This is a genomic window from Shinella sp. CPCC 101442 (genome assembly GCF_024704725.1).
Taxonomy (GTDB): Bacteria; Pseudomonadota; Alphaproteobacteria; order Rhizobiales; family Rhizobiaceae; genus Shinella.
This window is the reverse complement of sequence record NZ_JALIQS010000001.1, coordinates 1089476-1101317: the sequence shown is the minus strand read 5'-3', so window position 1 is coordinate 1101317 and position 11842 is coordinate 1089476. Positions and strand designations below refer to the sequence as shown.

Here is an 11842-nt window from a genome sequence, read left to right as displayed (position 1 = left end):
GCCTCACTTCACGAAGGAAACCATCTTGCGGTCGGTGGACAGCACCACTGCAAGAATGACGAGGAGCCCGAGCACACCGTCCTGGAGGAAATCGGGCAGACCGATGACGACCATGCCGTTGTCGATGACATTGACGATCAGTACGCCGACGAGCGCGTTCCACACACCGCCGATGCCGCCCCAGAGTGCCACGCCACCAACCACCACGGACGTGATGGAGACGAACATGAAGTTCGCGCCCGTCACGGACTCCGCCTGCCCGATGCGGGCGACGACGAGGATCGCAGCGATGGCGTAGAAGACGCCGGCAAGTGCAAAGCCGGTGACGCGCACACGGGTGACGTTGAGACCCGACGCATGGGCGAGATCCTCACCGCCGCCGACTGCGTAGAAATTGCGACCGAGCGTCGTGTGCGTCTGGATGAACCAGCCGATGAAGAGGAAGAAGGCCGCGACGTAGATCATCAGCGGGAAGCCGAGCCAGCGCACGGTGAGCAGGCCGCGGAAGATGGGGTCGCTAACCTTCACGATGTCGCCGCCGGTGAGCAGGATCGCCGCACCCGTGCCGACGAAGCCCATGGCGAGGCTCGCCATGAAGGACGGGATCTTCAGTTTCACATGCACCAGCCCGTTCAAAAGCCCGATCAGCCCACCGAGGACGAGAACCAGCGGGATGGCGATCCAGCCGAAGCCTGCGAGCGATCCGCCCAGCTGGGCGAAAATGAAGGCGAACGAGACGGCCGTGAGCGAAACCGTTCCTTCCATGGAAAGGTCGATCGATCCCATGACGATGATGAAGGTGACGCCGACGGCGACCATGAGCGCGGGGGCTGCCGCCATCGCGATACGGGCAAAGTTCCGCGACGAAAAGAAGGTCGGGTTGAGCGCAGTGAAAAAGATCACCAGCGCAATCAGCACCAGAAGAGGCGCCCATTTGATCAAGGTTTCGCGCGATAGGCGACGTGTCACGTCAGACACCCCTCTAATGAGATTTCGCAGGAGATGTGGCGGCAGCGCATGCGGCTGCCGCCGTGCCTATGGTCAGGACCTATACTGGATCTGGCCGTTCGACGGCCCCCAGAAGTCCTTCCAATCGTAGGTTGGCACGGTATCAAGGTACTTCGCCTTGAATTCCGCCGCGTCCTTGGCGGTGACGAGGACCGTCGGGCCATAGAATTCGCGGTGCTCCTTCGGCTCCTCGGACGGTTTGAAGGTGCCGATGGCAGCATGGTAGGCAAGGGAGGCACTGATGCCGCCGCCCCAATGCGGATTGGTGAAGACGGTGGCGAGAAGTTGGCCGTCCATGACCATCTGCACGGCTTCCGGATTGCCGTCATAGGCAACGATCGGCATGTTCTCGATGCCCTCGGCGCGCAGCGCCTCGATCACGCCATAGGCGATGTTGTCGTTGGCGCAATGCACGCCCTTGATCTTGTCGCCATGGCGCGTGAGGAACGAGGCCATCAGGGCCGCACCCTTCTGGGTGTCCCAGTCAGCCGGCTGCGCGTCGAGCAGTTCGATCTTCGGGAAATCTTTCAGCGCATTCATCAGGCCGGCAAGACGCTCGACGGCCGGGTTGTTGGCAGCAATACCACCGAGATGGACCACGCCGCCCTCGCCACCCATGGCTTCGAAGAGGATGCGGGCGGTCTGCTCCGCCGGCTTCTCGTCCGACCAGGTCATGTGCGAGACGTAGTTGTCGCCGAAATCCCAGGGATGCAGGTCGTCGGTCTTGTTCCAGATCGTCGAAATATAGGCACCGGCGGCCTGAACGGCCTCGACGACCGGACGGGCATTCGGGCTGTCATTGGGATCGCAGGCGATGGCGCAATTGCCATTGTTCTTGGCAAGGAAGGCCTTGATGTCGGCCAGCGATTTTTCGGTCGAGCCCTCGTTGATGAGGCTGACCAGTGCGCTCTTCGGCTTGCCGAGCGATTCCACGAAGGCCTCACCACCGGATACGACCGAGTTCCAGTAGGCCGATGCGCGGTCCCGGTAGCTCCAGGCAATCGCCGGATCCGTCAGCGCGGCTCGGGCGCTACCACTGCCAAACAGGCCGGGCACGGCCGCCGCGCCGATGCCGGCTGCGGTCGCAAACAGAAAGTTGCGACGGCTGAGCGTCTCCCGCTCGATGAAATCCTTGATAAAGGTCGACATTGGTTCCTCCCAAATCCCCGATTGAAACGCTTCTCGCGCTACCGCTGACCCGACTGCAGAAAAGGAGAGCCCTGCCCTCGGGCCGGACGCTCCAGCGTGTCTGTTTCACCATTTAACGCACTAACTAGTTACTTCTTTAAATTCACCCAAGTCAAGTGGTTTTCAGTAGGATGACGACAGGCAATCGCGTCAGTCGGCTTTGACGGATGGCAATGCGTGCGTGTATGAGTTGCCGGAAAGACATCACGACTGCGCCAGAGGACGGGCTGAAAACATGACCGGCGAACAGACAGAAAAACCGGCGCGCAAGCCCCGCATTCGCGACGCCGAAGCCACCAAGGCGCGCATCCTCGATGCCGCTAAAAAAGAATTTGCGAAGAATGGCTTAGGTGGCGCAAGGGTGGATGATATCGCCGAGAAGGCCAAGGCCAACAAGCGCATGATCTACCACTATTTCGAGAGCAAGGAGGGCCTGTTCCAGACCGTTCTCGAAGACGCCTATCTCGACATCCGCAGCGCTGAGCAGAAGCTGCATCTGGAAGATCTCGACCCGACGGCGGCGCTCGAAAAACTGGTGCGATTCACCTGGGAATATTATCTGAAGAACCCGGAATTCCTGACACTCGTCAACAGCGAGAACCTGCACCGCGCCAAACATCTCAAGAAATCGGAGATCATCAAGGTTTCGAGCCGCAAGCTCGTCAACCTGGTTTCAAGCATTCTCGAGCGTGGCGTGAAAGCGGGCGTTTTCCGCGATGGCGTCGATCCGGTGCAGCTCAACATCACCATTGCGGCCGTCGGCTACTACTACCTGACGAACCGGTTTACCGGTACGATCATCTATGAGCGTGATCTCATGGCGAAGGACGCGCTTGAACAGCGCATCCAGTTCAATATCGAGACGATCATGCGGCTCGTCACGGTTTAACATGATCTGTCAGCAAGCCACGCCATGAAGCGATCGGGCATCAAGGAAGTCGCGGCCGCAGCCGGCGTATCCGTCGCGACGGCCTCCTATGTTCTGTCTGGAACCGGGCGGTCTTCCGAGGCGACGCGCAAGCGTGTGCTTGAAGTGGCGGATGCGCTGGGTTTTATTCGCGACGCTTCGGCAGCCCGTCTTCGCACAGGCAAATCCAATCTCGTCGGCGTCATTCTCAACAATATCGTCAACCCGTTTTTCAGTGAACTCGTCGCCTCCCTGGAGGCGACGGTCTACGAATCCGGCGGCTTGACGCTTCTTGCGACGGCCCAGAACGACCTCGTCCGGCAGGAGCGGCTTCTCGCCTCCATGGTGGCGCAAGGTGTCGGGAGCGTCATCCTCTCCCCGGTTCACGGCAGCACGGCCGAAGATCTGGCGCCGGTCCTCGCACATGGCTTGCGGCTCGTCGTTTGCGTCCGCGACGTCGTCGGCAGCAAGGCGGCTTTCGTCGGCGTCGATGACGAAAAGTCCGGATACCTCGCGGCCGAATGCCTGCTGTCGGCAGGGCATCGCTCGATGGTCTTCATCGGCGGCTATCAGCATACCACGACATGGGATGGCCGTTGCGCCGGCATTCGTCAGGCCCTCGCCGATGGAAATCTACCCGAAGCGGCCTGCCGAATGGTGCCGGGCCTTCTGCATCCGGACTTTGCCGAGGAGAAGATGCTTCTCTTGGCATCCCAGGGCATGTTGCCGAAGGCGGTAATCTGCTTCAACGACGACCAAGCGTCCGGAGCCTACCGGGCGGCCCGCAAGCTGGGCCTTGTCGTGGGACGCGACATCTCCGTTGTCGGTTTCGACAATATTCCGCAGAGCCGCATTCTCGAGCCGGAGTTGACGACGGTCGATATCCGTCCGGCACTCATCGGTCGCACCTCCGCGGAAATCGCCCTTCGCAAGGCGTCGCCGGCTGGGGAAGCCGCCCCGCGGCACAGGCTCGAGCCCTCGCTCGTCCGCCGCAACTCCGTCATCTCCACCTGAATCTGAAATTCGCCTGCACAAGCCCCTTGACTGCGGAGCGCGTTTGATTAAACGTTTCAAGTAACGAACTAGTTACATACTAGGAAGCGAATGATGGAGACGGATTACATTATCGTCGGTGGCGGTTCGGCGGGTTGCGTCATTGCCGCGCGGCTGACGGAGGACGCCGACACGACGGCGCTCCTGCTGGAGGCCGGCGGGCGCGACCGATCGGTGCTGTTCCATTGGCCGGCCGGCTTTGCGAAGATGACGAAGGGCATCGCCAGCTGGGGTTGGTCCACCGTACCGCAAAAGCATCTGCAGGATCGCGTGCTCTGGTTCACCCAGGCAAAGGTGATCGGCGGTGGCTCGAGCATCAATGCCCAGATCTATACCCGCGGGAACCGTCGCGATTATGATGGCTGGGCCGAGGAGCACGGTTGCGCTGGTTGGGGATACCGCGATGTCCTGCCCTACTTCAAACGCGCCGAAGGAAACGAGCGGTTTGCCGACCCATTTCACGGCACGGAGGGTCCGCTCGGCGTGTCGATGCCACGCGCCACGCTGCCGATTTGCGAGGCCTTCGTGCGCGCCGGGCAGCAATGGGGCATGCCCTATAATCCCGATTTCAATGGGCGCAATCAGGCCGGCGTCGGCTTCTATCAGTTGACGCAACGGGATGCCCGACGGTCTTCCGTTGCGGGAACCTATCTTCGCGGCGCCGAGCCGCGCCGAAATCTGAAGGTTGAGACGGGATCCCAGGTGCGTCGGATCATCATAGTCGAAGGCCGGGCGACCGGCGTCGAGATGATGGATGGGACGGTTCGTCATGCGCGCCGGGAAGTGATCCTGGCGGCCGGTGCCATCGGTTCGCCCCGTCTCCTGATGCTGTCGGGCATCGGACCGGCCGATCATCTGCGCAGTGTCGGCATCGAGGTTCGGCATCACCTGCCGGGCGTCGGCGAAAATCTGCAGGACCACATCGATATCTGCGTGCTGGCCGAATGCACCGGACCCCATTCCTATGACGGGGTTCTGCGGCCCGACCGGATGATTGCCGCCGGTCTGCAATATCTGGCCCTGAAATCCGGTCCGGTCGCCTCTTCGCTCTTCGAGACGGGTGGCTTCTGGTATGCCGATCCCGATTCAACCTGGCCAGACATCCAGTTTCATCTCGGTCAGGGATCCGGCATCGAGAAGGGCATCGCCACGATCAACGGTTGGGGCATCACCCTCAACTCGGCAATCATGCGGCCGCGCTCGCGCGGTACCGTGCGCCTTGCTTCGGCCGATCCGCTGGGCGCGCCTCTGATCGACCCGAACTACTGGTCCGATCCCTATGATCGCGAAACGTCGTTGCGGTGCCTGGAGATGGCACGCGAGATTCTGCGCCAGCCTGCGCTGCGCCCGTATCTTCGACACGAGGTTCTGCCGGGAGATGCCGTGAAGGACCGGGAAGCGCTGTTCGACTACGCCTGCCGCATGGCCAAGACGGATCACCATCCGGTTGGTACCTGCCGCATGGGAACGGATGACATGGCGGTGGTCGATCCTGAGCTGCGTGTGCGGGGCATTGCCGGTCTCAGGGTCTGCGATGCCTCGATCATGCCGCGCATCAATTCATCGAACACCAATGCGCCGACGATCATGATCGGTGAAAAGGCCAGCGATCTCATTCGCGGTCTGCCATCCCTGCCTGCGGCCGACCTGAGGGAGGAGCAAAGCCGCGAGCGGGAAATGGCCTGATTTTTCTGAACTATGGGAGGACTTCATGAAGGTCTATGGAATGCAGCATGTGGGCTTCACGGTGCCCGATCTTGACGAAGCCGTAGCGTTTTTCACGAAACTGTTCGGCGCGGTCGAATGCCTGTCGACCGGCCTCGTCGATGTCGATGACGACTACATGCGCCGCCGTCTCGGCGTGGCGGGCAATACGCGCATCGAGGACATCCGGGTGCTGCGCATCGGTAACGGGACAAACCTCGAAATCTTCCGCTATTCCGGCGACGCGGAGCCCGACGCGCCGCTGAAGCGGAACAGCCAGCCCGGCGGCTATCACCTCGCCTTCCAGGTAGACGATTGCAACGCCGCGGCCGATCGGCTTCGTGCTGAAAACGTCGAAGTGCTTGATGGCCCGACCTATGTCGATGGCGGTCCCATGGAGGGATTGACCTGGTGCTATCTGAAGGCACCGTGGGGGCAATTCCTGGAAATCGTCAGCATGGATGGACCGCTGGGTGCCGAGCGCGCAGGTGGTCCCGCACAATGGTCGCCCGCAAACAACTGATATTGCCGCATGCGGCCCCGCACCGCATGCCGTTTTGCTGATTGGTGAAACGTTTCAACAGCGGGATAACGGAGGAGGAAAGAATGAGAAGCATACGAACATTGGCCTATGCCACAGCGCTTTGCATCGCGACATCGGGCTCGGCCATGGCAGAAAAACCGTTTGAAGGCGTCGAGCTCAAGATGCTCGGCATCGGCGACACGTCGGTTACCCGCCTTGCCCCGATCGTCGGGGAATTCGAAGCCCTCACCGGCGCGAAGGTTCAGATCGACATGCTTCCCTATCCGGGCCTTGTCGACAAGATCATCATCGAGGCGAGCTCCGACTCGCCGTCCTATCAGTTGCTCTGGGTCGACAGCCCCTGGGTTGGCATGCTCGGCGAGGCCGGCGCCCTCGTCGATCTCACAGACTTCGCCAAGCGTGACGCGGCGGAAATCAAACTCGACGACATCATCCCCATCCAGCTGCAGGAAAACACCTGGCAGGGCCAGCTTCTCGCCTTCCCGGCGTCCGGCATGACCTGGCTTAACCAGTATCGCGCCGACCTCTTCGAAAACGCCGAAGAGCAGGCGGCGTTCAAGGCGAAATACGGTTATGATCTTGCTGCGCCCAAGACCTGGGACCAATACCGCGACATTGCCGAATTCTTCACCCGCAGGAAAGGCGCGAATGCCGGCGGCAAGCCGTTGGAAAACGACCTCTACGGTGTCAGCCAGTCCTACAGCCGCGTGCAGGGCGCCATCACGCATGACTACTTTCCGTTCATGCGTTCGTTCGGTGGCGACTATTGGGATCCGGCGACCGGCCTCTGCGCCATGACGGGTGAACCGCATATCAAGGCGGCCGAATACATGAAATCGCTGATCCCCTTCAACCCGCCGGACTATCTCGGCCTGATGTGGGACATCCAGTCCGGCTACATGGAGCGCGGCGAGGCCGCACAGGCCGCCTACTGGTCGGTCCGGTCGGTGCGGTTGACCAACCCCGCCGAAGCCAGGCTCGCGGAAATCGGCAAGGCCGGCTTTGCAGCCAACCCGACGGATGGCGGCAAGGCCGAGCCGACCTATACCGGTGCCCTCTCCTTCGCCATCAACGCCAAGGTTTCGGACAAGGAAAAGGAAGCCGCCTGGGCTTTCATCAAGTGGTCGACGAGTGAGGAGCTGATGCGACGCTTCGCCGACGAGGGCAACGGCGTCAGCCAGTTCCGCAAGGCGATCCTCTCCGATCCCGACCTGCAGCAGAAGTATCCCTACTACAAGGTCCTGCTCGACAGCCAGGTCAATGCCAAGCGCCGGATCTTCCACCCCTTCTATCAGGACGTAGAAGAAACCTTCGGTGTCGAACTGAACAAGTTCATGGCGGGCGAAACCGCAACGGCCGAGGAGGCCCTGACCACGGCCTGCAACGCGGTCAACTCCCGTCTGAAGATGTTCCCGAAAGAGACGCTTCTGCGCTGGATCGACGACGTGCCCGCGAAAGTCCTTGCCGACTGACGCGCACGTTCGCCGCGCCGCCCCTGCCTCCCAGGGGCGGCGCTCCCTGACCGCCGGAGTTCCGACATGGCCTATCAAGCAACGCGCAACAGGCGCATCTTCCTTGTTTTCCTGCTGCCCGTCGTCGCCGTCCTTTTCCTCACGACGATCTACCCGATGCTCTATGCGGGATGGTTGTCGTTCCGTAACTACGACCTCGCCAAGCCCTTCATCCCGCGTGTCTTCGTCGGCTGGGCGAACTATGCCGAGATCCTGTCCTCCGGCACGTTCCTGCATGCGCTTTTGACGACGCTGAAGCTGATGGCGATGACGCTCTCGATCCAGCTCGTGCTCGGCGTCGGCATCGCGCTTCTCGTCACGCAGCGCCTGCCCGGCATGGGCGTTGCGCGAACGCTTCTTCTGATCCCGATGATGATCTCGCCCGTCATCGTGGGGCTCGTCTGGCTGTTCCTTTATTTCCCGGAACTCGGCTACCTCAATTATTTCCTCAGCCTCGTCGGCATTTCCGGCGTCGGCTGGATCACCACCACCACCTGGGCGCTCTGGGCAATCGCCATTGCCGATATCTGGCAATGGACGCCTTTCATCATGATGGGCACCGCGGCTGCCCTGCATTCGCTGTCGCCCGAGCCCTACGAGGCCGCGATGATCGATGGCAATTCACGATGGGACGTGTTCTGGCGCGTGACGCTGCCCCAGTTGAAGCCCGTCCTCATCAGCCTGATGTTCCTGCGCGCGATCGACGCCTTCAAGATCTACGACATCATCTTCGTGCTGACGAAGGGTGGGCCGGGCGATTCCACCGAAGTGCTTTCGATGTTCATCTATCGAGAATCCTTCACGTTCTGGCGCATGGGCATGGGCGCTGCCGCCTCCTTCGTCTCGCTCGCCATCATCACCATCCTCGTCACCTTCTTCTTCAAGTCGCTGAACCGCGACCGCGCGGCCGTGGAGTAGTCCCATGAACAAGCCCTCCACCCGTCAGGCCATTCTCATCTATCTGCTTCTCGCGGTCGTGCTGATCGTCTTCCTGACGCCGATCTATCTCGTCGCCTCCTCGTCGGTGAAACCCGCACCGATCATGTTCCAGAAGCCGCCTGCCTTCTTCTTCACCCCGACCTGGGAGCATTATCACGTGCTCTTCACGGCGCGGCCGTTCCTGAAATTTATCGCCAACAGCCTGATCGTTGCCCTTGGTTCGACAGCGATCAGCCTCGTCTTCGGATCGCTCGCCGCCTATGCGATCAGCCGCATCAGGCACCGGCGCATGAACGATGTCGCCTTCTGGATCCTGTCGCTGCGCATGTTTCCGCCGATCACGGTGGTCGTGCCCTACTACATCATCTTCAAGACCGTCGGCCTGCTCGATACGCCGCTGGCGCTGATCATCGTCTATTCCACCGCCAACATCCCGCTGGTCGTCTGGCTGATGAAGGGGTTCTTCGACGAGGTCCCCTCGGCCCTCGAAGAAGCGGCAATGGTCGATGGCTATGGCATCCTCGAAACCTTCTGGCGGGTGACACTGCCGCTCGCGGCACCCGGCCTCGCGGTCTCGGCAGTGTTCTGCTTCATCTTCTCCTGGAACGAGTTCCTCTTCGCCCTGATGCTGACGGGTTCCAAGGCGCAGACCGCCACTGTCGCCGTCATGTCCTTCTGGTCGTCCGATGCCGTCCAGTGGGGCCGCATCATGGCCGGTTCCTTCATCATCCTCATTCCCGGCGTCGTTTTCGTGCTGACCTGCCAGCGTTGGCTGGTGCGCGGCCTGACGATGGGCTCAGTCAAGTAAGGAGAGACGCATGTCGTCCATCGCACTGGAAAAAGTGGTCAAGCGCTACGGCGCGTTCGAAGTCGTGCACGGTATTGATCTGACGATCGACAAGGGAGAGTTCGTCGTGCTTCTCGGCCCCTCGGGGTGCGGAAAAACCACGACCTTGCGCATGGTGGCCGGGCTGGAAGACGTCTCCGGCGGAAAACTCTCGATCGGCGGTCGTGTCGTCAACGACGTGGCCCCGAAGGATCGCGGCATCGCGATGGTGTTCCAGAATTACGCGCTCTATCCGCACATGACCGTGCGGCAGAACATGGAATTCGCCTTGCGCCCCCTGAAACTCGCGCCTGGCGAAGTCGACCGCCGCGTCCGCGAGACCGCCGCCATTCTCGGCCTCGATGCGCTTCTGGCACGCAAACCCTCTGCCCTGTCAGGCGGTCAGCGCCAGCGTGTTGCGATGGGCCGGGCGATGGTGCGGACACCCGACGTCTTCCTGTTCGACGAGCCCCTGTCAAACCTCGACGCGAAACTGCGCACGCAGGTGCGCTGGGAGATCGGCAAGCTGCACAAGCGGCTTGGCACCACCGTGCTCTATGTCACCCATGATCAGGTGGAAGCCATGACGCTGGCCGACAAGATCGTCATCATGCGCGATGGCCATGTCGAGCAGGTGGGCAGCCCCGAGGATGTCTACACGCGCCCCGCCAATACCTTCGTCGCGACATTCATCGGCAGTCCGGCCATGAACCTCGTGCCGGCGCGCGTGATGGGCGGCAAGCTGCAGGCGGAAGCCTTCACTCTTCCCGTGCCCGACCGTTTCGCCAGCCGCGCAACCGAGGGTCAGGCGGTGCTCATCGGCATTCGGCCGTCGGACGTCACGCTGACGGCATCGGATACAGCAGGCGCCCTGCGCGCTACCGTCGAGGTGACCGAATATCTCGGCGACGACGCGCTTCTCGACCTCAGGGTCGGTCCCCACGAACTGATCGCCCAGGTTCCTGCCGCCAGCCGGCCGGCGAACGACGCGTCGATCCACGTCACCTTCAATGCTGCCGGGTTGCATCTTTTCGATGCGGCGACCAGCAACACCCTCCTTTCCTGAAAGCTCTGCCATGCCGTCAGAAATCATCATTCCCGCCCGTCAGACCTTCACGCTCCAGTCCTACGACGACCTCCCGCTGCAACGCGGCGAAATCCGCGGGCGAACGCTCTGCACGCTGATCAGCCAGGGTACGGAGATCGGCTGGGCCAATGGCGACACCTTCCCCATCCGGCCGGGCTATGCCGCGGTCTTCGAAGTCGAGGAGATTGGCGAGGGCGTTACGGGCGTGAAGCGGGGCGAACGACGCTTTGCGATGGGATGCCATCGATCGACGCAGACGCACACGGCCGAGAACACGCTTCGCCTGCCGGAGGGTATGGCACCGGAAACTGCCGTCATCGCACGCCTGATGGGTGTTTCGATGACGACCTTGATGACAACGAAGGCGCGACCGGGCGATCGCGTCGTCGTCACAGGCGCAGGCCCCGTGGGCTTCCTCGCCGCCCATCTGTTCCGGATTGGCGGTTACCGCGTGACGGTCGTGGATCCCGACGCCTTGCGGCGGAGACAGCTTGAACAAAGCGGCATCGCCGATACCCGCGCGGCGATGCCGCTCGACGATCCGGAGATGCAGGGTCGGATCGCGCTGGTCGTTGATTGTTCAGGCCACGAAGGCGCGGTGTTGGAGGCCTGCAACATCGTTCGCCGGATGGGCGAGGTCGTTCTCGTCGGCGTGCCCTGGCGGAAATACACCGACCTCACCGCCCACGACATTACGAATGCCGTCTTCTTCAAACACGTCACGCTCCGGTCGGGATGGGAGTGGGAACTCCCCATGCACGGCCGCAGCTTCCTGTGGGAGGAGTTGCTGGAAGGCTACAACAATTCCCCGCATTCCATTTTCAGTGGCTTTTCTCGCGCCCTCGAATGGCTCTCGGAAGGCCGCGTACCGCTCGATGGCCTCATGCACCACGCGACGCCTGAAAACCCGGAACGCCTATACGCGGACATCATGGCGCGCCATATCGATGAGCCCTTCATCGCTTTCGATTGGGTGTCGCCCGCCCCTGCGTAACGCTTTGGGCCGCGACGAACCGATTGGTCGAAATGAAAGCCACAATGGTTCGGCGGCTTTCATTTCGACAGCCCGCTTTCA

Annotated in this window: 11 protein-coding genes; 9 read left to right on the top strand and 2 right to left on the bottom strand. The window is 61.7% G+C overall.

Going from position 1 to position 11842, the window contains the following annotated elements; all coding sequences use genetic code 11:
- Window positions 1-3: 3 nt before the first annotated feature.
- A complete protein-coding gene (locus MUO32_RS05000; RefSeq protein WP_257947115.1) occupies window positions 4-969 on the bottom strand; it encodes an ABC transporter permease in 966 nt (321 codons plus the stop codon).
- A 72-nt stretch (window positions 970-1041) separates the two neighbouring features.
- A complete protein-coding gene (locus tag MUO32_RS04995; RefSeq protein ID WP_257947114.1) occupies window positions 1042-2157 on the bottom strand; it encodes a sugar ABC transporter substrate-binding protein in 1116 nt (371 codons plus the stop codon).
- Window positions 2158-2431: 274 nt separating this feature from the next.
- Between MUO32_RS04995 and MUO32_RS04990 the strand changes: the two genes are divergently transcribed.
- The 9 genes from MUO32_RS04990 to MUO32_RS04950 all read left to right on the top strand — a co-directional run bounded on the left by MUO32_RS04990 (window position 2432) and on the right by MUO32_RS04950 (window position 11761).
- Window positions 2432-3085 (top strand): TetR family transcriptional regulator, encoded by a 654-nt coding sequence (locus MUO32_RS04990; protein WP_257947113.1) that lies wholly within the window; start codon window positions 2432-2434, stop codon window positions 3083-3085.
- 24 nt (window positions 3086-3109) lie between these two features.
- The gene (locus MUO32_RS04985; protein WP_257947112.1) at window positions 3110-4117 is read left to right on the top strand and encodes a LacI family DNA-binding transcriptional regulator; all 1008 of its coding nucleotides are present in this window, start codon (window positions 3110-3112) and stop codon (window positions 4115-4117) included.
- 93 nt (window positions 4118-4210) lie between these two features.
- Window positions 4211-5842, top strand: a complete 1632-nt coding sequence (locus MUO32_RS04980; RefSeq protein WP_257947111.1) for a GMC family oxidoreductase — start codon at window positions 4211-4213, stop codon at window positions 5840-5842.
- A gap of 25 nt (window positions 5843-5867) precedes the next feature.
- Window positions 5868-6383 (top strand): VOC family protein, encoded by a 516-nt coding sequence (locus MUO32_RS04975; protein ID WP_257947110.1) that lies wholly within the window; start codon window positions 5868-5870, stop codon window positions 6381-6383.
- An 83-nt stretch (window positions 6384-6466) separates the two neighbouring features.
- Window positions 6467-7876 carry an extracellular solute-binding protein gene (locus tag MUO32_RS04970; RefSeq protein ID WP_257947109.1) on the top strand — a complete coding sequence of 470 codons (1410 nt, stop codon included), beginning with the start codon at window positions 6467-6469 and terminating at the stop codon, window positions 7874-7876.
- Between the two features lie 66 nt (window positions 7877-7942).
- Window positions 7943-8833 (top strand): carbohydrate ABC transporter permease, encoded by an 891-nt coding sequence (locus tag MUO32_RS04965; RefSeq protein WP_257947108.1) that lies wholly within the window; start codon window positions 7943-7945, stop codon window positions 8831-8833.
- A 4-nt stretch (window positions 8834-8837) separates the two neighbouring features.
- The gene (locus tag MUO32_RS04960) at window positions 8838-9662 is read left to right on the top strand and encodes a carbohydrate ABC transporter permease (protein WP_257947107.1); all 825 of its coding nucleotides are present in this window, start codon (window positions 8838-8840) and stop codon (window positions 9660-9662) included.
- Window positions 9663-9672: 10 nt separating this feature from the next.
- On the top strand, window positions 9673-10746 hold the full coding sequence (locus MUO32_RS04955; protein WP_257947106.1) for an ABC transporter ATP-binding protein: 1074 nt from the start codon (window positions 9673-9675) through the stop codon (window positions 10744-10746).
- A gap of 10 nt (window positions 10747-10756) precedes the next feature.
- Window positions 10757-11761, top strand: a complete 1005-nt coding sequence (locus MUO32_RS04950) for a zinc-binding alcohol dehydrogenase (protein WP_257947105.1) — start codon at window positions 10757-10759, stop codon at window positions 11759-11761.
- Window positions 11762-11842 lie beyond the last annotated feature (81 nt).

Bases quoted from the DNA above. Each gene is read 5' to 3' on its own strand.
- MUO32_RS04975 (WP_257947110.1), top strand. From the start codon at position 5,868: ATGAAGGTCTATGGAATGCAGCATGTGGGCTTCACGGTGCCCGATCTT.
- MUO32_RS04965 (WP_257947108.1), top strand. From the start codon at position 7,943: ATGGCCTATCAAGCAACGCGCAACAGGCGCATCTTCCTTGTTTTCCTG.
- MUO32_RS04995 (WP_257947114.1), bottom strand. From the start codon at position 2,157: ATGTCGACCTTTATCAAGGATTTCATCGAGCGGGAGACGCTCAGCCGT.
- MUO32_RS04955 (WP_257947106.1), top strand. From the start codon at position 9,673: ATGTCGTCCATCGCACTGGAAAAAGTGGTCAAGCGCTACGGCGCGTTC.
- MUO32_RS04970 (WP_257947109.1), top strand. From the start codon at position 6,467: ATGAGAAGCATACGAACATTGGCCTATGCCACAGCGCTTTGCATCGCG.
- MUO32_RS04980 (WP_257947111.1), top strand. From the start codon at position 4,211: ATGGAGACGGATTACATTATCGTCGGTGGCGGTTCGGCGGGTTGCGTC.
- MUO32_RS04950 (WP_257947105.1), top strand. From the start codon at position 10,757: ATGCCGTCAGAAATCATCATTCCCGCCCGTCAGACCTTCACGCTCCAG.
- MUO32_RS04985 (WP_257947112.1), top strand. From the start codon at position 3,110: ATGAAGCGATCGGGCATCAAGGAAGTCGCGGCCGCAGCCGGCGTATCC.
- MUO32_RS04990 (WP_257947113.1), top strand. From the start codon at position 2,432: ATGACCGGCGAACAGACAGAAAAACCGGCGCGCAAGCCCCGCATTCGC.
- MUO32_RS04960 (WP_257947107.1), top strand. From the start codon at position 8,838: ATGAACAAGCCCTCCACCCGTCAGGCCATTCTCATCTATCTGCTTCTC.